Here is a 20,249-nt window from a genome sequence, read left to right on the forward strand (position 1 = left end):
CTGTACGACGGCTGCACGGGCCCTAACCAGTGAAAAGCGAGTCTGGAGTCACTTCCCCAGCAGGGAGGTCAAGCACCCGGAACCGCACCGAAACTGGAGACAGCGATGACCCGTCGTTCCATGACCAAGCGCGCAGCCGTCGTCACCGCCACCGCCGTCGTCGCCCTCGGCACGATCGGTACCGTCGCTGCCACCGCCGCCCCGAAGCACGAGGTCAGGCCCACCAAGACGCAGATCGCAGGCCTGTTCGACGCCTGGAACAAGGCGCTGCAGACCGGTGACTCGGAGAAGGTCGCGAACCTGTACGCGAAGGACGCGGTGCTCCTGCCCACCGTCTCCAACAAGGTCCGCACCAACCACGCCGAGATCGTCGACTACTTCGACAAGTTCCTGCAGAGCAAGCCGGTCGGAAAGAAGGTCAGGACGATTGTCGACGTCCTCGACAAGGACTCCGCGATCGACACCGGCATCTACGAGTTCACGCTCACCGACAAGGCCACCGGCAAGAAGAGGGTGGTCGAGGCCCGCTACACGTACGCGTACGAGAAGATCGCCGGCAAGTGGAAGATCGTCAACCACCACTCCTCGGCGATGCCCGAAGGCTGATCCTGACCTCCAGCCCACCGCCGGGAGCGTCCCGCAGGGCCACGGTTCCGCCGTCGTCCGTCACCAGCTGCTTGACGACGGCGAGGCCGAGGCCGGAACCGGAGCGCCCGGTCAGGCCCTGGCCGCGCCAGAAGCGGTCGAAGGCGCGGGACTTCTCCGCGTCGGTCATGCCGGGGCCCTGGTCGAGGACGGAGAGCACCACTTCCTCGCCCTTCTCCTCGACCCGGACGGTGATCGTGGCGCCGTCCGGTGAGACCTCCAGCGCATTCGAGAGCACGTTGTCCAGTACCTGGTCCAGATGACCGGGGCTGGCCAGCACAGACGGCCGGCCGTCGACACCACTCCCCCTGAGCGCGATGGTGACTCCGCGCTCGTCGGCGGCCGGTCTCCACACCGACAGCCGTTCGGCCACGATCTCCCCGAGGGGCAGCGGCTCCGTGGCCGTCACCTTCGCCTCGGCCCGTGCGAGCACCAGCAGGCCGTTGACCAGCCGGCTCATCCGGACCACCTCGGCGGTCGCCTGCTCCACGTCCTCCCGTACGAATTCGTCGTCCACGCCGTCCGCGATGTTGTCCAGCGAGAGCCTCAACGCCGTGAGGGGCGTGCGGAGTTGGTGGGATGCGTCCGCCACGAAGATCCGCTGCGAGGCGACCAGTGTGTCCAGGCGTTCCGCACCCTGGTTCAGGGTGCGGGCGAGGGTCTGGGTCTCCGGCGGGCCCGTCACCGGGGAGCGGGCGGTGAGGTCGCCGTCGCTGAACTTGCTGGCCATGTCGTTGAGTTCGCGCAGCGGGGCGGTGATCCGGCGGGCCGCGACCGCGCCGATCAGCGCCGCCACGGCGAGTACCGCCACCGCGAGGCCTGCCCGGAAGCCCCAGATCGTCCACAGCCTGTGGGTGAGATGCGAGGTCGAGTACACCACCCGCACGGCCGCCCGCCCCTGAGCGGGCACGGTGACCTCGAGCCGCTTGCCCCAGATGAAGTCGGAACCCCAGTCGGTCGTGGACCGGTTCTGCTCAACGGCCCGGGTCAGCGCCGCGTTCGCCGTGGGTCTGGGGATGTTCGGGGAGCAACTGCCGGTAGGGGTCACCTGGACGGTGCCGGGGGTCTCGTCGCTGTACGCCTTGGCCACCTTCTCCAGGGCTTCGCACGAGATCCGGTCGTTGCCGCCGAGCAGCAGCGCCATCGTCCTGGCCTCGCGCAGGACGGACAGCTCGGTGTCGTCGCGCAACTGCTTGGTGAGCGTGAAGGCCACCGGCACGGTGAACAGCAGGATGGCGACGGCGACGAGCAGGATGTAACTGCGGATGAGCCGGCGGTTCATGACGCCCCGGCGTCCTTGACGATGTCCAGCCGGAAGCCGACTCCGCGCACCGCCTCGATGGCGACGACCCCGGTGAACTTCCTCCGCAGCGCCGCCACATGCACGTCCAGCGTCTTGGTCGGCCCGAACCAGTTCGCGTCCCAGACCGCCTCCATGATCTGCTCGCGCGACATCAGTGCGCCCGGCTCCTCGGTGAGGAAGGCCAGCAGGTCGTACTCCTTGGGCGCGAGGGCGACCTCCGCGCCGTCCACATGCACCCGGGCTGCCTTGCGGTCGATCGTCAGCCGGGGCCCGTACCGGTCCGGACCGCCCGCGGCCACCTCCGGCGTACGGGCCTGCACGCGCCGCATCACCGCCCTTATCCGCGCGATGACCTCCCGGACCCCGAACGGCTTGGAGACGTAGTCGTCCGCGCCGAGCTCCAGGCCCACCACCCGGTCCGTCTCGTCGCTGCGCGCGCTGATCACGATGATCGGCACGTCGCCGCGTTCGCGCAGCGCCTTGCAGACGTCCAGTCCGTCGGTGTCGGGCAGACCGAGGTCGAGCAGGACGACGTCGTACGGGCCCTGGTGGCGCAGGGCCGCGCCGCCCGTGGTGACCCACTCGACCTCGAAGCCGTAGCGGACGAGCCCGCGGCGAAGGGACTCGGCGACCGGCTCATCGTCTTCCACCAGAAGTACGCGCACAGGCGAACCCTAATGCTTGAAATTTAAAGACGATCGGCCGCCGAGCCCTGGTGGATCACCACATGGCGGGCAGCCGTTCCGGGATCCGCTTCATGAACCCGGTCCGCCACACGAGCTGCTCGATCGGCACCGCGAGACGCAGCCGGGGCATCCGCTCCAGTCGTGCGACGGTTCGAAAGCTCACTGGTCGGTCATCGTCGGCAGAGCGGTCACAGTGACCTGGCCCACTTTGCGGACTGTTCATGTGCCAGGTGGGCAGGGGCTGGGCTGGAGCGCCGGGTCTCACCATGTGGTTTCACAGAGGTCGTAACCGGGCGCTCGGTAAAATGAGCCGACACATACGGGACGAGCGAGGAGCGCACGTGGGCCTTGTCGTGCAGAAGTACGGAGGCTCCTCCGTAGCCGATGCCGAGGGCATCAAGCGCGTCGCCAAGCGAATCGTGGAAGCGAAGAAGAACGGCCACCAGGTGGTCGTCGTCGTTTCCGCGATGGGCGACACGACGGACGAGCTGATCGATCTCGCCGAGCAGGTATCTCCGATGCCGGCCGGGCGTGAGTTCGACATGCTGCTGACCGCCGGAGAGCGGATCTCCATGGCACTGCTGGCCATGGCGATCAAGAACCTGGGTCACGAGGCCCAGTCGTTCACCGGCAGCCAGGCAGGCGTCATCACCGACTCCGTCCACAACAAAGCCCGGATCATCGACGTCACGCCCGGCCGTATCCGCACGGCCCTGGACGAGGGCAACATCGCCATCGTCGCGGGCTTCCAGGGCGTCAGCCAGGACAAGAAGGACATCACCACGCTCGGCCGCGGTGGTTCCGACACGACGGCCGTCGCGCTGGCCGCCGCGCTCGACGCCGAGGTGTGCGAGATCTACACCGACGTCGACGGCGTGTTCACCGCCGACCCGCGCGTGGTGAAGAAGGCGAAGAAGATCGACTGGATCGCCTTCGAGGACATGCTGGAGCTCGCCGCCTCCGGCTCCAAGGTGCTGCTCCACCGCTGTGTGGAGTACGCCCGCCGCTACAACATCCCGATCCACGTCCGCTCCAGCTTCAGCGGGCTGCAGGGCACGTGGGTCAGCAGTGAGCCGATCGAGCAAGGGGACAAGAAGGTGGAGCAGGCCATCATCTCCGGTGTCGCGCACGACACCTCGGAGGCCAAGGTCACGGTCGTCGGCGTCCCGGACAAGCCGGGCGAGGCCGCCTCGATCTTCCGCGCCATCGCCGACGCCGAGATCAACATCGACATGGTCGTGCAGAACGTGTCCGCCGCCTCCACCGGGCTGACGGACATCTCCTTCACCCTCCCCAAGACCGAGGGCCGCAAGGCCATCGACGCCCTGGAGCGGGCGAAGACGGTCATCGGGTTCGACTCGCTGCGCTACGACGACCAGATCGGCAAGATCTCCCTCGTCGGCGCCGGTATGAAGACCAACCCGGGTGTCACGGCGTCCTTCTTCGAGGCGCTGTCCGACGCGGGCGTGAACATCGAGCTGATCTCGACCTCCGAGATCCGTATCTCGGTCGTCACCCGCGCCGACGACGTGCCGGAGGCCGTGCGCGCCGTGCACTCCGCCTTCGGCCTGGACTCCGACACCGCCGAGGCGGTCGTCTACGGAGGCACCGGACGCTGATGTCGGCGTCCCAGCGCCCGACGCTCGCGGTCGTGGGAGCGACCGGAGCCGTCGGCACGGTCATGCTCCAGATCCTGTCCCAGCACGCGGACATCTGGGGCGAGATCCGCCTGATCGCCTCACCGCGCTCGGCCGGCCGCAAGCTGGCCGTGCGCGGTCAGGAGGTCGAGGTGGTCGCCCTGGCCGCGGAGGCCTTCGACGGGGTCGACGTCGCCATGTTCGACGTACCCGACGAGGTGTCCGCGCACTGGGCGCCGATCGCCGCGGCCAAGGGCGCGGTGGTCGTGGACAACTCGGGCGCCTTCCGGATGGACCCGGAGGTGCCGCTGGTGGTCCCGGAGGTCAATCCGCACTGCGCCCGCCGCCGGCCCCGCGGGATCATCGCCAACCCCAACTGCACGACCCTGTCCATGATCGTGGCCCTGGGCGCGCTGCACGCCGAGTTCGGGCTGCGCGAGCTGGTGGTCTCCTCGTACCAGGCGGTCAGCGGGGCTGGCCGGGCCGGGGTGGAGACCCTGCGGCAGCAGCTGTCCCTCGTGGCCGGTACGGAGCTGGGGACCAGCCCCGGTGATGTGCGGCGGGCCGTCGGCGACAACACCGGGCCGTTCCCGGAGCCGGTGGCGCTGAACGTCGTGCCGTGGGCCGGATCCCTGCGCGAGGACGGCTGGTCCTCGGAGGAGATGAAGGTGCGGGACGAGTCCCGCAAGATCCTCGGCCTGCCCCGGCTGCCCGTCGCCGTGACCTGCGTCCGGGTACCGGTGGTCACCACGCACTCCCTCACCGTCCACGCCCGGTTCCAGGGCGAGGTCACCGTCGACGGGGCCCGGGAGATCCTCGCCACCGCCCCGGGAGTCGTCCTCTTCGACGACCCGGCCGCCGGCGAGTTCCCCACGCCCGCCGACGTCGTGGGCACCGACCCGACCTGGGTGGGCCGGGTGCGGCGCGCGCTCGACGACCCCACGGCGCTCGAACTCTTCGTCTGCGGCGACAACCTCCGCAAGGGCGCGGCCCTCAACACCGCACAGATCGCGGAGCTGGTGGCGACCGAGTTCGCCTGACATGCGCCCCGCGCGGCGAAGTTGTCGTACGCGGTTGTACGTACAGGAAAGCTGCCCGCCCGTCCCGGGGGAGTTTGTAAGATCGGTGTAAGAAGTGTGAGCCGGTAGATGGTCCGGACCACTTGCTGCGGACCCCCTCGGCAGCCGAAGATTTTCCTCCCCGCTCTCCGCAACCGTGCGAAGGGCGGGGAGCGTCTTTGCGAACGCCCTCCGGGGGCGCGGGGATGCGCGGCGAGGCGTGGGGACGCCTCGGCCATTTGGATATAGGGGAAGAGCGGGTAGGCATGAGGGCGTTTGACGCACGGTCAGTTGTGCTGCCTGACGCGAGACGGCCGGCTGCGGCACATGACGCGAAAGTGACGCCCGGCACGTACAACCCTCATGGGGGGAAACGTGTCCAACTGGCGTGGCTCAGGTTCTCGACTTCCCTGCCGCGACTCGCGGCCGACCCCGCATGCCCGGCGCGCCCGGCGGCATGCCGGTGATCGCGCCCATGCCCGCAGCGCGGCCCGCCCGCATACCGAATCAGCGTGACGGCGCCGACTACGCCGAGGACACAGCGGCGGCCGGTACGACCGTCGACCACCTCACCGAGACCTACCGCGCGCACTACCGCTCGCTGCTGGGTCTCGCCGCCCTCCTGCTCGACGACACCGCCTCCTGCGAGGACGTCGTCCAGGAGGCCTTCATCCGCGTGCACTCGGCACGCAAACGGGTCCGCGACCCCGAGAAGACGCTCGCCTATCTGCGTCAGACGGTCGTCAATCTCTCCCGCTCCGCCTTGCGCCGCCGCATCCTGGGCCTCAAGCTCCTGTCCAAGCCGATGCCCGACATGGCGAGCGCCGAGGAGGGCGCGTACGACCAGCTGGAGCGCGACTCCCTGATCAAGGCGATGAAGGGGCTGCAGCGCCGCCAGCGCGAGGTCCTGGTGCTGCGCTACTTCGCGGACATGACCGAGGCGCAGGTCGCCGAGACGCTCGGGATATCGCTGGGCTCCGTGAAGGCGTACGGCTCCCGCGGTATCGCGGCCCTCCGCCTCGCGATGGAGGCACCGGCATGAACAAGGACGGCGAGGGACGTGGTTCCCATGACCGCCATGAGCCCTACGCATGGCGCGAGCCGGCGACAACGCAGGAACACGAGCACACGCAATCGCACGCTGGGAACGGAACTGTGAACCACGGCCCCGACGACCAGAGCCCCGAGGACGGGCTCGACTCGGACGAGCTGGCTCTGCGCAGGATGCTGCACCAGGCGGTGCAGACGGTCGAACCGCGCGACGGCACGCTGGACCACCTGCGGCGGGCCGTACCCGCCCGGCGCGCCCGCAAGCGGCAGGCCGCCGTCGGCATGGCGGCCGCCGCGCTGTTCATCGGCACGGCCGTCCCGGCCCTGTTGCACGTCTCCGGTTCCACCGGCTCCGACGTCAACCCGTCCGTCGCCGGCCAGGCCTCGCAGGCTCAGGGCGGGGCGAGCCAGGGAAAAAACGCGGACGGCAGTGAGAGCACTGCCGGCGGCAATTCGGGCAATTCCCCGGGCACGGGCAAGGGCGACTCGAAGGGCGACGGCAGGAGCAAGGGCCCCGGTACGGGCACGGGCGGCACCGGCACCGGCCCCTCGGCCACCAGCGCCGCCAGTCCCCCCGTGTGCACGTCCCACCAGCTCGGCTCGCCCACCGAGTCCGTCGCTGCGCCCGACGCCCAGGGCGCGGTCTACGGCACCTTCCGCGTCGTCAACATCTCCACCTCCGCCTGTACCGTCGGCGGCGTGGGCACCGTGAGCGCGCTCGCGCAGGGCGCCGCGGACGCCACCAAGATCTCCACGGCGCGGCATGTGCTGGGGGACGCCGCGGCCGGCCTGCCCGAGCCGTCGACCGAGATCACCGGGCTGCAGTTGCAGCCGCGCGCGGCCTACGAGGTGAAGTTCGCCTGGATCCCCTCGGCGACCTGTCCCACCACGGGCGGGCCCACCGGCGGCACCACCGACGGCGGCTCCACCCCCAGCCCGACCCCGACCCCCGACGCCGGCAGCTCCTCCGGGACCACCTCCACCGGCACGGACAGCGGCGTCACCACCCAGACGATGACAGCGGACGGCACGGCAGACGGCAGCGTGGTCGTGTCCCACACGACGGCAGCCGGCTCACCGACGGTCTCGGCGACGGTGTCCAACGCGTGCGCGGGGACGGTCATCTACACCGGGGTGCTGCCGGGGGCGTAGAGCCTTCGCCGTAGCCTGCGGGGGAGTCGTCCGCCGGCCCTGGCCTGCGGGCATTCGTGCCGCCTGGGGCGGCACCCGTCCCAAAGAGAGGCGGCACCCCGCCAACGCGGGCAAGTGACACCGCCCCCGGCCCGCAGCGCCGGTACAGCCGAAACAGGGCTCAGACGGCAACGCCCTCTTCCTCGGCCACCAGCCCCATCTCCGCATCCCGCGCGAACTCCGCCTCACGCCGCAGCAACCGGAACCACATGAAGACCACGAACCCGGCGAAGACGAACCACTCCCCGGTGTAGCCAAGGTTCTGGAACGCCTTCAGGTCGAGCCCGGAGTCCGCAGGCGCCGTCGCCGGCACGGCGGTCATCCCGGCATCGGCCCTGTCCAGCGTGACCCACGCGTCGTACACGTCGTACGGCACAAGATTCACCAGCGAAGCCGAGCTGATCGCCGCGGTCTGCCCGGCCGGCAGCCCGCCCCGGGCGCTCACCCCGTTGTCCCCCGGCGTCTCGGACGCCTGCAGCGCACCGGTGACGGTGACCTCACCGGCGGGCGCGGCGGGCGCCTTCGCCGCGTCGGCGGCACCCGGCAGCCAGCCCCGCACCACCGGCAGCGCCTTGCCGCCATCGGTGCGCAGCAGCGTCAGCACGTAGAAACCGGGCTTGCCGTCGAGCTGCCGGTCAGGCACGAGCAGCTGCTTGCCGTACCGCCCGGTCGCGGTGGCCTGCCTGCCGGAGGTCGCCTTGTTCACCGGCAACAGCTCCCGCAGCGGCCGGGCCGCCTCGTGCCGGTCCGTCGTGACCTGCCGGGTCGCGTCCCGGTGGGCCTGCACCCGGTCCTCGAACCGGCTCAGCTGCCACGACCCCATGAAGATGCAGAAGGGGATGGCGAGCAGCACGAAGACGTTGATCCCCCACCAACGGGGCGTCAGCAGAAACCGGTACACGCTGTCAACGGTACGGGGCGCCCACGGCGCGCTCGGCCGCGGGGTTCGGACAACTCAGACCTTGGCCGCCCGCAGCGAGTACATCAGCGGAATCCGCGGCCGGTCCGCCGGAAGACGGAAGTAGCCGTCCCGCTGCTCGAAGGCCTCGAACCGCCGGAACACCGAGACGTCGTGCTCATGCAGGAACTCGATGCGCAGCCCCGCCGCCGCGAGCGCGGAGACGACCTCGCCGAGCGGGTGCGTCCACTCCACGGTCCGGTTGTGGACGGTGGCGGTGCTGTCCGCCGCGTACGTGCCGGGGAGGTCGTAGACCTGCGGCTCGCGGTCGAAGTAGTCCCGCACGATCCGTGAGCCGGTCTCGTCGTCGAGGACGTCGGTCAGCGGATGGAACTCGGCGAGATAGAGGAACCCGCCGGGCGCCACGAGCCCGGCGGCCGTCTCGGCCCAGCGCCGGATGTCGGGCAGCCAGCACAGCGCACCGGTGCCGGTGTAGACGATGTCGTACGAGGAATCCGGCAGCGCGCAGGCCGCGTCGTACACGTCGGACGCGACGAACTCGGCCCGCTCGGGTCCGAGGCCGAGGTCGGCGGCGAGATCACGGGCCACCGCGACGGCCGGTTCGGAGAAGTCCAGGCCCACGACGCGGGCGGCGCCGTGCCGGGCCCAGGACAGGGTGTCGGTGCCGATGTGGCACTGCAGATGCAGCAGCGACTTGCCGGTCACGTCGCCGACCTCGGCCAGCTCGAAGGGGCGCAGGGGGTCCTTGCCGGACCGGAAGCCGTCGAGGTCGTAGAAGTCGCCGGCGGTGTGCAGCGGGACTCTCTCGTCCCAGTTGGCGCGATTGCTCTCGCGCCAGTCGGTGGGGGTGGGGGAAGGGCTGGGGGAGGACATGAGTCGACCTTCCTGACCTGCTTGGACGTGCGTTCGGTAAATGCCCGGTAGAAGTTATCCACAGGCTGGGGGCCTCGCCAGCGAATTGTCCGTGGGGGCAGGCACTATGGGGCCATGACTGAGAGCAACGCCTCCGCCGCGCCGGAGCGGAACGAGGACATGCCGGACTGGGAGAAGCGCTTCAGGGCGCCGCGGGTCTCGCTGCCCGACTGGGCGGAGGACGCACCGGACCGCTCCCTGTTCGTGTCGAACGCGACGGGGACGTACGAGCTGTACGCCTGGGACCGGGCCACCGGCGGACAACGCCAGGTCACGGACCGTCCGAACGGCACGACGGAGGGTCTGCTCTCCCCCGACGGCGCATGGATCTGGTGGTTCGACGACAAGGACGGCGACGAGTTCGGCGTCTGGCGCAGACAGCCCTTCGACGGCGGTGAGAACGAGCTCGCGGCCCCCGGCCTGGAGGCCTCCTATCCGGCGGGCCTGGCCCTCGCCCGGGACGGCCGCACGGCGATCGTCGGCCGCTCCACGGACGAGGACGGTACGACGATCCATCTCGCGCGCGCCGGCGAGGACCCGGTGGAGATCTACCGCCACCGCGAGTCGGCGGGCGTCGGCGACCTCTCCCACGACGGTTCGCTGATCGCCATCGAGCACACGGAGCACGGCGACGCCATGCACTCCGCGCTGCGCGTCCTGCGCCCCGACGGCACGGCGGTCGCCGAGCTGGACGACACGAAGGGGGGCACGGCCGAGCTGGGCCTGGAGGTCCTGGGCTTCGCACCCGTCGACGGCGACGCGCGGCTGCTCATCGGCCATCAGCGCCGTGGCCGCTGGGAGCCCCTGGTGTGGGACGTGGCGACGGGCGAGGAGACCGACCTGGCCCTGGAGCTGCCCGGCGACGTGAGCGCCGAGTGGTACCCGGACGGCACCGGCCTGCTCGTCGTGCACAGCTTCGAGGCCCGCAGCGAAATGTTCCGCTTCGACCTGGCGAGCCGCGCCCTGACACGGATCCCCACCCCGCCCGGCACGGTCTCCGGTGCGACGGCCCGGCCCGACGGCAGCGTGGAGTACCTCTGGTCCTCGGCCGCCGAACCGTCGGCGGTCCGCTCGACCACGGGCGCGGTCGTCCTCGACCCGCCGGGCATGAAGTCCCCGGGCTCGGTGCCGGTGGAGGACGTGTGGGTGGACGGCCCCGGCGGCCGTATCCACGCCCTGGTCCAGAAGCCGCAGGGCGTCGCCGGCCCCCTGCCCACGGTCTTCGACATCCACGGCGGCCCCACCTGGCACGACAGCGACGCGTTCGCGGCGGGCCCGGCGGCCTGGGTCGACCACGGGTACGTGGTGATCCGCGTCAACTACCGGGGCTCCACCGGCTACGGCCGCGCCTGGACCGACGCCCTCAAGCACCGCGTCGGCCTCATCGAGCTGGAGGACATCGAAGCGGTCCGCGCGTGGGCGGTCGACTCCGGCCTCGCGGACCCCGACCGCCTCATCCTCACCGGCGGCTCCTGGGGCGGCTACCTCACCCTCCTCGGCCTAGGCGTCCAGCCGAGCGCCTGGACGCTCGGCATCGCGGCGGTCCCGGTCGCCGACTACGTCACGGCGTACCACGACGAGATGGAGGCCCTGAAGGCCATGGACCGCACCCTCCTCGGCGGCACCCCCGAGGAGGTCCCCGAACGCTTCGAGGCCTCGTCCCCCCTGACCTACGTCGACCAGGTCAGAGCCCCGGTCTACATCTCGGCCGGTGTGAACGACCCCCGCTGTCCCATCCGCCAGATCGAGAACTACGTCAAACGCCTCGAAGCCCGCGGTGCCACCCACGAGGTCTACCGCTACGACGCGGGCCACGGTTCCTTGGTGGTGGACGAGAGGATCAAGCAGGTCCGGCTGGAACTGGAATTCGCGGAGCGGTACTTGGGCGGGGCCTCACAGTTGGCGTAGCTGCGGGCAGTCGTGCCGCGGGGGCGGCTCCCGACCCAAGGAGAGCGGCACCCGGCAAGCGCCGGCAAGCGGACCCACCCCCGGCCCAGCCCCGGCGCCGGGTGCCGGTCAAGCCCCCGCCCGCTCCCGCGGCCGCCGCCCCAACAGCTCCGCCAACCCCCGCCGAGTAGCCGCCAGCACCACCCGGTCCGACCCTTTCAGCACCCGCCCGTCCGGCAGATCCCACACCAGCCCCGATCCCGAAACCGCCCGCACATCCTCATACGCCTCCTCGGCGTCCGCCTCTTCCCGACGCCCGTCCAAGGCCCCCGTATCCAGCGCCAACACCCGCCAGGCCCCCGCCCGAAACGCCTCAGCGACCGTCTTCCCCTCCAGCTGCGGATGCCCGGCCACATCCATCGCGGCGAACAGCAACACCCGCCGCTCCACCGGAATCGCCCCCAGAATCTGCCGCCCCATCATCGCCCCGGCGAAAGCGGGCGCCGCCAGATGGGACACACTGCGACTCCGCGTGGAGGCACGCGGATGAGCAGCCCGCAGCGTGCGGTACACGGCGGTCGCGAAGTCGTCGTCGTACAGCCGCAGCACGACCCGCAGATCGGGCCGCACGGACCGCGCATACAGCGCGGCCTCGAGATTCGTCGTGTCCGCGCTGGTCACCGCCAGCAGCGCATGCGCACGGTGGATCTTGGCGGCCTCCAGAACGCCCTCCTGGGTGACGTCCCCGAGCACCACGGGAACCCTCAGCCGCCGCGCCGTGGCCAGCCCCCGGGCATCCGGGTCGGACTCGACGCACACCACGGGGATGTTCAGCTCCCGCAGCCTGGTCAGCACCCGCGTACCGATCTTGCCGAGCCCGAGGAGGACCACATGCCCGCCCAGCCCCCGCGGCGGCTTCCGCAGCGCGGACGTCGTCCGGAAGGTGCCCAGCGCCTCCAGCACCGCGGCCAGCAGCACCGGCAGCAGCAGCAACCCCGTGAGCCCGGAGAGGAGTTGAAGGATTTGCCGTCCGACGGGCTCCCCGATGGCGGGGTTGTCGATGGCGAAGAGATCGAGCAGCGTCAGATAGAACGCGCTCAGCGGATGCACCCCCGTCACCAGCCACAACGCCACCGCGAGCGCGACCACGCACCCGACCATGCCCGCCAGCGACCACCGCAGCCGCCGCGAGAACAGCGAGGAGAACGCCACGGCCCCGCGGGCCGGGGGAAGTTGGGGTCCGGCGTACGACACCTGCTCCAGTACGACGGTGCCGCGGCCGGTCGCGGCGCGCACCGCCGCCGCATCGGGCAGCAGTTCCGGCCCCTGCTCGCCGCCGCTGTCGGCGCCGTCCGCGGACAGCAGCGCCAGCGTGGCCAGCCCCGGCCGGGCCAACTGCCCGACGAGCGGCGTCCGTTCCACAGCCCGCAGCAGCAGCCCGTCGGTCTGTACGACCTTGCTGGTGCCGGCCACGGCGGTGGCGGCCAGCGCGGGCGCGGCCGTATCGGCGTCGGAGAGCACGGTGGTGGAGGTGTCGCTGCCGCCGGAGCCGCCGTCTCCGGTCGCCAACGCGGCCGCCTGGTCGAGGAGTTCCTCGATGTGCTGGCCGAGCCGGCGGTTGTAGAGCCTGAGGACGAGCCGCAGCCGGGGGTTGAGCCGGCGGGCGGTGAGGGCGGCACGGATGTTGGTCTCGTCGTCGTCGTACACGAGCGCCAGCGCGGCGGCCCGCTCCACGCCCGCCGCGCCGAGCACCTCCTCGGTCGCCTCGGTGGCCTCCACGATCTGGGCGTTGGCGACGGGTTCGGCGGCGGCGCCGTTCGCCCGGCTGACGGCCGCGTTCACCATCCGGTCGAAGAGTGCCGCCGTGGTCGCCCGCGCGCGCCCGACCACCGGCGGTCGCATCCCGCGGTCGGCGGGCGGCACGACGAGCGTGACCTGTTCGCCGTACACACCCCGCAGTTCGGCGGCCAGCCGATGCGCCAGCCCGTCGTCACCGCACACCACCATGTGCGCCGACACGTCACCACTCGCCACACCTTGATTCGGAACGCTCCCCACGAGTGAGAAGAGTGCCTCACTGGGAGAGGTGGTTCCAGCAGCAACCGAGCGCAGTCACCGAACGGTCACTGAACGAACCCCCCTTCCCCGCCGTATGGATGGGGAGGGAAACCAGCGCCCTCACGCACCACCGGAGGTACCACGCCCGTGGCCATCACCAAACCAGCCCCTACGGAGGCGGACAGCCATGAGCCGGTGCGCGGCGCCCCGGAGCCGGAAGAGCCGACCGGGACCGCGCAGGACCACAGCAGCCAGGACAACGGCAGCCAGGACTCGAAGTCCCCCCTCGTCCTCACCATGGTGCTGCTCCTGCTGGTGCTGCTCCAGGGCCCCATCCGCGGAGCGCTCTCCGCACCCGTCATGCAGAGCTGGATGACGGTGTTCGTGGCCGTGCTCGTGCAGGCGCTGCCCTTCCTGGTGCTCGGGGTGCTGCTCTCGGCGGCGATCGCGGTGTTCGTGCCGCCGGCGTTCTTCGCGCGTGCCCTGCCCAGCCGGCCCGCCCTCGCGGTGCCGGTCGCCGGGATGGCGGGCGCGATGCTACCGGGCTGCGAGTGCGCGTCGGTACCGGTGGCCGGAGCGTTGGTGCGCCGGGGCGTGACCCCCGCGGCGGCGCTCGCCTTCCTCCTGTCCGCCCCGGCGATCAACCCGATCGTGCTGACGGCGACCGCGGTGGCCTTCCCCCGCAACCCCGAGATGGTCGTGGGCCGTTTCGTGGCCAGTCTGCTGGTGTCGTGCGTGATGGGCTGGCTGTGGCAGCGCCTCGGCCGCACGGACTGGCTGCGCACACCGGAACGCTCCCACTACGAGGGCCCGAGCAAAGGCGCCGCCTTCTGGAACTCGGTCCGGCACGACGTGATGCACGCGGGCGGCTTCCTGGTGGTGGGCGCGATGGCTGCCGCGACGCTCAAGGCCGTGGCCCCGGCGAGCTGGCTGCGCACGGCCGCGGAGAACCCACTGGTGGCGATCCTCGCGCTCGCCGTCCTGGCGGTCCTGCTGTCGATCTGCTCGGAGGCGGACGCGTTCGTGGCGGCGTCGCTGACCCAGTTCTCGCTGACGGCCAAGCTGGCGTTCCTGGTGGTGGGACCGATGATCGACCTCAAGCTGTTCGCGATGCAGGCCGGCACCTTCGGCCGCGCCTTCGCCCTGCGCTTCGCCCCCGCCACCTTCTGCCTCGCCATCACGGGCGCGGTCCTGACCGGGGCGGTGCTCCTGTGAACCGGCAGGCCCAGGCGGCGATCCTGTTCCTGACCGGTGCGGCCCTGCTGCACGCCGGTTTCACCAACCTCTACCTGCGCTACGTCAAGGCCGGACTGCAACCGCTGCTGCTGGCCTCGGGCGCGGTACTGATCGTGACGGCGCTGGCGACGGTCTGGTACGAGTGGCGTAGCCGCAAGAGCGGCGAAACCCACGAGCACGGCGGCGAGACTCATGACCATGGAGAGGGGCACGTCCACCGCGAACCCCGTATCTCCTGGCTCCTCGTCCTCCCCCTCCTCGCCCTGATCCTGGTTGCCCCGCCCGCCCTCGGCTCCTACAGCGCGATGCGCACGGGTACGGCCCTGCAGCAGCCGTACGGCTTCAACAAGCTGGCAGCCTCCGGCCCGCTCGACCTGAACGTGGTCGACTACGCGACCCGCGCCGTCTACGACCGCGGTCGGCACATAGCGGGCCGCCCGATCAGGATCACCGGCTTCGTCGCCCTCGACCGCACCGGAGCCCCCTACCTGGTGCGCATGGCGCTCAACTGCTGCGCCGCGGACGCCCAGCCGGTGAAGATCGCCCTGACCGGCACGATCCCGCCGGTCCTGCAGCCCGACAAGTGGCTCCAGGTGACCGGGACCTACACCGCCAAGCAGACCAAGGACCCCGTCAACAACGGCCCGATACCGTACTTCCGCGTCACGGCGGCGACACCGGTGCCGACGCCGAAGGATCCGTACGACGAGTCCTGGAACAACTGACCCAGAGACAACCGACCCTGGATATCTGATGATCCGTCAGTTACCGTCCCCTGCTGTGCAGCCTGGAAGCAGGTGAGGGAAACGGGTGAACGAAGGGGTGAGCGCAGTGGAGACCACGACACGTCCCGCCAGTCCGCAGCCGGCCGGGGCTCCCCGCTGGGTCGCGCAGTTCTACCGGCCCGCCTCGGCCTCCTGGGAGGTGTGTGCCGAGGCCTTGCACCGTGCTCCCGTGCAGTACGCGCTCGGCGAGATGGCCCACACCGTGCGGGCGCGCGGCGGTGACCTGGCGGTGAGCCTGTGGGGTCCGAAGGACGGTGCGTGGCAGCGCTTCGACGTGTCGACCGCGGCCGCGAACGCCACGGCGCCGGAGCCGCCGTCCGCCGGTCCCGAGGAGCCGAGGACGTTGACGGAGCGGATGAGCGGCCGGCGGCAGCAGGTGCTCATGGCCGGGCTGAGCAAGGCGGGGCTCTACGACCTCGCACCGGACGACCATGCAGCCGTACAGGCCCTCGTCGAGCGGCTCGACGAGACCACGGTGCGCAAGGTCGCCCAGTGGTTGACCGCCGGGAGGGCATGAGGATGCCCGACCGCTGGCGACGGGGGATGCACCAGCGATCGGGCTGTGGCCAAGCGTAACAAGGCCGTGGGCCCGACGGGAGCCGACTGTTCTGCCGCGTCGCGGAGATGTGGCCGGGATCACTGGGTCGGCCCCGTTGACGAGGGCTGCCACCAGGGCTTCCCCGGGTCGTACTAGGGGCCGCACGGAGGCTTGTACGAGAGCCGTGGCAGATATTCGTGCCATTTCTCCGGCGTCAGCACGCCCTGGGTGGCCGAGCAGATGTGCCGGATCGCGTCGTCCGTGTCCAGGTTCCACAGCCGCACGGTGTCGGAGCCGCTCGACACCCCCAGCAGATGGCTCCTGGGGCTGAACGAGAGGAAGTTGCCGGTCTTGGCGTTGGGGCTCATGGACTGCCCGATGGGGGCGGCCTCGGAGGGGTCGGCCACGTTCCAGAGGCGGACGGTGTTGTCGTTGCCGCCGCTGGCCAGGGTGCGGCCGTCCTGGCTGAGGGTGAGCGACATGACCGCCTCGGTGTGACCGGTCAAGGGGTCGCCGACCTCGGTCGCCTCGCGGGGGTCGGTGACCTTCCACAGCCGGACCGTGTCGTCGTCGCTGCCGCTGACCAGCGTGGAGCCGTCCGGGCTGTAGACGAGGACGTTGACCGGTCCGTCGTGCCCCGTGAGGGGTCTGCCGAGGGGGGAGACACGGCGGGGGTCGGTGACGTTCCAGAAGCGGATGGTGGCGTCCGCGCTGCCGCTGGCGAGGGTGCGGCCGTCCGGACTGAAGACGAGGCTGTTGATGAAGCCCTTGTGGCCCGTCAGCGGCGGGCCGAACTTGACGGCACGGGACGGGTCGGCGACGTTCCACAGCTGGATGGTGCGGTCGTCGTAGGGGCTCGCCAGGATGCGTCCGTCCGGGCTGAAGGCCAGCGCGTGGGTGCCTGTGAAGCGGGTCCGCATGGTGAGGGGCGCCCCGTCGGGGACCGGCCGGGCCGGGTCGGTGACGTTCCACAGGTACAGCCTCTGGCGGCCGCTCAGTACGGCGAGCGTGCGGCCGTCGGGGGAGAAGGCCAGCTGGCGTTGGCCGCCGTCCGCGGGCATGAACGGTTTGCCCATCGCCACGGGCCGGCCGGGGACCTTCGCGTTCCACAGCCGGATCCGCCCGTCGCGCGCGGCCATCGCGAGCACCCGTCCGTCCGGGCGGAACGCTCCGAAGGCGCCGATCATGTCCGACGTCGGCATCGACCACAGGCGGACCTTGCTGTCGCCGCTGCCGGTGGCGAGGGTGCGGCCGTCGGGGCTGAAGCCCACGGCGTACATCTCGCCGCTGCTGCCCGCGAGCGGCTCGCCGACCTGGGAGGGGGAAGCCGGATCGCTGACGTTCCACAGGCTCGCCGTGCTGTCCGCGCTGCCGGCCGCGAGCATGCCGCCCCCGGGGCTGAAGGCCACCGACCACACGGGGCCGGTGTGGCCGGCGAGCGGCGAGCCGAGTTCCGTGGCGTTGCGCGGGTCGGTGACGTCCCAGAGCCGGATGGTGTCGTCCGCGCTGCCGCTGGCGAGGGTGCGGCCGTCGGGGCTGAAGGCCACCGAGTGCACGGTGTCCGTGTGGCCCTTCAGCACCCTGTCGACGGGCTTCGGGCGGCGCGGATCGGACATGTCCCACAACATGATCGTGTCGTCGTCGCCGCCTGCTGCCAGCAGCCGGCCGTCGGGGCTGAAGGCCACGGACCGCACGGCCTCGGAGTGCCCGGTCAGGGCACCGAGCGTCTTCGGCCGGCCCGGGTCGGTCATGTCCCACAGCCGTACGGTGTGGTCCTCGCCGGCAGCGGCGAGCGTGCGGCCGTCGGGGCTGAAGGCGAGCAGGTAGATCGTGCCGGTGCGGCCGTTCAGGGGTGTGCCGAGCGGCTTGGGGTGCGCGGGATCCCGGACGTCCCACAGCCGGACGGTGCCGTCGTCGCCCGCGCTGGCCAGGAGCTTCCCGTCCGGGCTGAAGAGGGCGGTGCTCACCCAGCTGGCGTGGCCGGTGAGCGGCTTGCCCAGCGGTTTCGGGTGCGAGCGGTCGCTGACGTCCCACAGCCGGACCGTGCGGTCGTAGCTGGCGGTGGCGAGCACCTTCCCGTCGGGGCTGAAGGAGGTGAGGTAGACGGCGCCGGTGTGGCCGAGCAGCGGCGTGGCCAGTGGCGCGTTCACGATCGAGACCAGCCGGTTGTTGGTGCCCGCGTCGTCCGGGCGCAGATCGTGGGCGACCAGGTCCAGCTGGGCGGAGAGCGAGGGGTCGGTGTACTGGACGCGATCGGCCTCGGCGACCACCTGCTCGAACACCGCGTCATTGCGCTGCTGCCAGGCGAGGACCGCCGCACCCACGGCCAGCACCGACATGACCACCAGCGCGGCCACCGCCCCGCGCCGCATCACGAGGGTGCGCTTGCGCAGCCGTACCGAAGCAGCCAGGAACTCCACCGCGCTGCGGGTCAGGAAGGTGTCACCGGCGGACTTCGCCCAGGTGCGGGCCTGGGCCAGCCGCGAACCCCGGTACAGCAGCGAGGAGTCGCGGTCCGAGCCCTCCCAGGCCCTGCCGTCCTCCTCCAGTTGCTGGCGCAGCAGATGGTCGTTGCGGCCCTCGTCGATCCAGTCGCGCAGCCGCGGCCAGGCCGTCAGCAGCGCCTCGTGGGTGATCTCCACGGTCTCCGCGTCGAGCGTCACCAGCCGGGCGCGGACCAGCGCCTCCAGCGACTCCTCCGTCTTGCCGGGGTCCGTCGACTCCTGTGCCAGCTGCCGCCGGGTCCCGCGACGCCGGGTGGCCTGGGTGTCCTCGCCCAGCCGGACCAGCCGCAGCAGCAGCAGTCGCGCGGCCGTACGGGCGGGCGGGTCCAGGCTCGACCAGGCCCGCTCGGCGGTCGCGGCCACCGCGCCCTGGATGCCGCCCGCGGCCCGGTAACCGGCCAGCGTGAGCCGACCCGCCTTGCGCCGCTGCCAGGTGGCGAGCAGCGCATGGGAGAGCAGCGGCAGCACTCCGGCGTCGTGCGCCCCGCGCGGCCCGTCGGCGCTCACCTCCCGGACGATCAGCTCAGCGAGACCCGGCTCGAGTTCGAGGCCCACCGCCTTCGCCGGCCCGGTCACCGCCTCGCGCAGCTCGGCCGTGCTCAGCGGCCCGAGCACCATGTGCCGGTGCTGCAGCGCGTCGGCCAGTTCGGGATACCGCAGGCACTGCTCGTAGAAGTCGGCGCGGATCCCGAGGACCACGAGCAGGGCCGCCGGGTCGTCCGCCGCGGCGGACGAGCACGCGGCGTGCAGGATCTGCACGAACGCGTGCCTGCTCGTCTCGTCGGCGCAGAGGGTGAAGGCCTCCTCGAACTGGTCCACGATGAGGACCGGCCGCTCGCCGGAGGGCGCCTCGCGCCGGGCCCACTCGGCGAAGGCGCCCCGGACGGCACGCGCGAAGGCGGGAGTGCCGGGTTCCGTTGCCGCGGAGCCGTCTGCCTCGGACATCACGGGTGCGAGCTCGGGGATGCACCGGGTCAGCTCCCCGACGGGATCCGCTCCCGGCACGAGCTGTACGACCGTCCTCGGGCGGCTGTCGCCGCCGCCCAGTGCGCCGTTCTGCGCGGCGGGCACCAGCCCTGCGTTGAGCAGGGACGACTTCCCCGCCCCCGAGGCACCGACGAGCATGACAAGCCCGCCGGTCTTCTCCGCCGCCTGCAACTGGTCGACGAGGGCGTTGGTGCTGCGCTCCCGGCCGAAGAACCACCGGGCGTCCTCCTGCCGGTAGGAGGCCAGTCCCCGGTACGGACACACACCGGGGGCGGCCGGATCCTCCACCGGAACCCGCTCGTCCACTTCGGCGGGCGCCGCGGGACGGTCACCGGCCGGATCGGCCAGGGCGCGCTCCCACAGGCGCTGCCACTGACCCAGGTCGTACAGACCGGCGGAGACCGGCGTCGGCCGCGCCCGGCGGGCCTGCGGGATCAGGACGTGCAGCACCGCGGTGAGCGCGGCGAACTGGGCCGGCACGTTCTTGGCCCGCCGCCAGTCGCTGATCCGCTGGGCGGAGACCCGTACGGGCCGCCCCCGCTCGTCCACCCGCTGAAGCTGTACGACCGCCTCGGCCACCCGGGCGAGAGGAGGGTTGCCCGCCTCCTTGTAGAGCAGAGCGAGCCGCTCCGCGAAGGCAGTACGTGCCCCCGAGTCGGAACCCAAGGCCTCCACCCCTTACTCCCCCCCGCGCTTGGACATCCGGACCGGAAAACTCACTTTATACGGCTGACCTGCGGCGGAAGCCTCCGGACCGGCACCGGAATCTCCTCACGGGAAGCCAGAAATGGCAGGATCACGACGCAAGGGCGAACCCGTCGGGCACCGTCCGCGCAGGCCATCAGCTCAGCGC

16 protein-coding genes are annotated in these 20,249 nt (G+C 71.4%); 9 read left to right on the forward strand and 7 right to left on the reverse strand.

Annotated features, from left to right (window positions below; translation table 11 throughout):
- Positions 1 to 105: 105 nt before the first annotated feature.
- Positions 106 to 606, forward strand: a complete 501-nt coding sequence (locus tag AB0N07_RS30475; RefSeq protein ID WP_365840501.1) for an SgcJ/EcaC family oxidoreductase — start codon at positions 106 to 108, stop codon at positions 604 to 606.
- On the opposite strand, the gene AB0N07_RS30480 is transcribed toward AB0N07_RS30475, so the two are convergent.
- Genes AB0N07_RS30480 through AB0N07_RS30490 form a run of 3 tightly spaced genes read right to left on the reverse strand, consistent with a single transcriptional unit; the run spans position 572 to position 2,797 of the window.
- Positions 572 to 1,927, reverse strand: coding sequence for a HAMP domain-containing sensor histidine kinase (locus AB0N07_RS30480; RefSeq protein WP_365840503.1), 1,356 nt, complete (start codon positions 1,925 to 1,927; stop codon positions 572 to 574). The two genes, AB0N07_RS30475 and AB0N07_RS30480, sit on opposite strands and share 35 nt — an antisense overlap.
- Complete coding sequence (locus tag AB0N07_RS30485) at positions 1,924 to 2,613, reverse strand: response regulator transcription factor (protein ID WP_365840505.1); 690 nt, start codon at positions 2,611 to 2,613, stop codon at positions 1,924 to 1,926. Before AB0N07_RS30485 ends, AB0N07_RS30480 begins: the two co-directional genes overlap by 4 nt.
- 55 nt (positions 2,614 to 2,668) lie before the next feature.
- A complete protein-coding gene (locus AB0N07_RS30490) occupies positions 2,669 to 2,797 on the reverse strand; it encodes a hypothetical protein (protein WP_365840507.1) in 129 nt (42 codons plus the stop codon).
- Positions 2,798 to 2,975: 178 nt separating this feature from the next.
- Between AB0N07_RS30490 and AB0N07_RS30495 the strand changes: the two genes are divergently transcribed.
- From AB0N07_RS30495 to AB0N07_RS30510, 4 genes are all read left to right on the forward strand, one after another.
- Positions 2,976 to 4,253, forward strand: a complete 1,278-nt coding sequence (locus tag AB0N07_RS30495) for an aspartate kinase (protein ID WP_365840509.1) — start codon at positions 2,976 to 2,978, stop codon at positions 4,251 to 4,253.
- A complete protein-coding gene (locus tag AB0N07_RS30500; RefSeq protein WP_365840511.1) occupies positions 4,253 to 5,311 on the forward strand; it encodes an aspartate-semialdehyde dehydrogenase in 1,059 nt (352 codons plus the stop codon). Before AB0N07_RS30495 ends, AB0N07_RS30500 begins: the two co-directional genes overlap by 1 nt.
- Before the next feature lie 454 nt (positions 5,312 to 5,765).
- On the forward strand, positions 5,766 to 6,371 hold the full coding sequence (locus tag AB0N07_RS30505; protein ID WP_123966511.1) for a SigE family RNA polymerase sigma factor: 606 nt from the start codon (positions 5,766 to 5,768) through the stop codon (positions 6,369 to 6,371).
- Positions 6,372 to 6,484: 113 nt separating this feature from the next.
- Positions 6,485 to 7,531: a hypothetical protein gene (locus AB0N07_RS30510; RefSeq protein WP_365840513.1), complete on the forward strand. Its 1,047-nt coding sequence runs from the start codon at positions 6,485 to 6,487 to the stop codon at positions 7,529 to 7,531.
- Positions 7,532 to 7,691: 160 nt separating this feature from the next.
- Here the strand turns inward: AB0N07_RS30510 and AB0N07_RS30515 are convergent, their stop codons facing one another.
- Positions 7,692 to 8,471, reverse strand: coding sequence for an SURF1 family protein (locus AB0N07_RS30515; RefSeq protein ID WP_365840515.1), 780 nt, complete (start codon positions 8,469 to 8,471; stop codon positions 7,692 to 7,694).
- A 54-nt stretch (positions 8,472 to 8,525) separates the two neighbouring features.
- Positions 8,526 to 9,362: a class I SAM-dependent methyltransferase gene (locus AB0N07_RS30520; RefSeq protein ID WP_365840517.1), complete on the reverse strand. Its 837-nt coding sequence runs from the start codon at positions 9,360 to 9,362 to the stop codon at positions 8,526 to 8,528.
- 114 nt (positions 9,363 to 9,476) lie between these two features.
- Here AB0N07_RS30520 and AB0N07_RS30525 point away from each other — a divergent pair, with 114 nt between their 5' ends.
- Positions 9,477 to 11,309 (forward strand): prolyl oligopeptidase family serine peptidase, encoded by a 1,833-nt coding sequence (locus tag AB0N07_RS30525; RefSeq protein WP_365840519.1) that lies wholly within the window; start codon positions 9,477 to 9,479, stop codon positions 11,307 to 11,309.
- 108 nt (positions 11,310 to 11,417) lie between these two features.
- Here AB0N07_RS30525 and AB0N07_RS30530 read toward each other — a convergent pair whose 3' ends face one another.
- Positions 11,418 to 13,295 (reverse strand): NAD-binding protein, encoded by a 1,878-nt coding sequence (locus tag AB0N07_RS30530; protein ID WP_365840547.1) that lies wholly within the window; start codon positions 13,293 to 13,295, stop codon positions 11,418 to 11,420.
- 198 nt (positions 13,296 to 13,493) lie between these two features.
- Here AB0N07_RS30530 and AB0N07_RS30535 point away from each other — a divergent pair, with 198 nt between their 5' ends.
- The 3 genes from AB0N07_RS30535 to AB0N07_RS30545 all read left to right on the forward strand — a co-directional run bounded on the left by AB0N07_RS30535 (position 13,494) and on the right by AB0N07_RS30545 (position 15,884).
- Complete coding sequence (locus tag AB0N07_RS30535; RefSeq protein ID WP_365840521.1) at positions 13,494 to 14,561, forward strand: permease; 1,068 nt, start codon at positions 13,494 to 13,496, stop codon at positions 14,559 to 14,561.
- Positions 14,558 to 15,307: a TIGR03943 family protein gene (locus AB0N07_RS30540; RefSeq protein WP_365840523.1), complete on the forward strand. Its 750-nt coding sequence runs from the start codon at positions 14,558 to 14,560 to the stop codon at positions 15,305 to 15,307. Before AB0N07_RS30535 ends, AB0N07_RS30540 begins: the two co-directional genes overlap by 4 nt.
- A 106-nt stretch (positions 15,308 to 15,413) precedes the next feature.
- Positions 15,414 to 15,884: a hypothetical protein gene (locus tag AB0N07_RS30545; RefSeq protein ID WP_365840525.1), complete on the forward strand. Its 471-nt coding sequence runs from the start codon at positions 15,414 to 15,416 to the stop codon at positions 15,882 to 15,884.
- A gap of 173 nt (positions 15,885 to 16,057) precedes the next feature.
- Here AB0N07_RS30545 and AB0N07_RS30550 read toward each other — a convergent pair whose 3' ends face one another.
- The gene (locus AB0N07_RS30550) at positions 16,058 to 20,071 is read right to left on the reverse strand and encodes a WD40 repeat domain-containing protein (protein ID WP_365840527.1); all 4,014 of its coding nucleotides are present in this window, start codon (positions 20,069 to 20,071) and stop codon (positions 16,058 to 16,060) included.
- Positions 20,072 to 20,249: the final 178 nt, after the last annotated feature.

Source organism: Streptomyces sp. NPDC051172, from assembly GCF_040682555.1.
Taxonomy (GTDB): domain Bacteria; phylum Actinomycetota; class Actinomycetes; order Streptomycetales; family Streptomycetaceae; genus Streptomyces.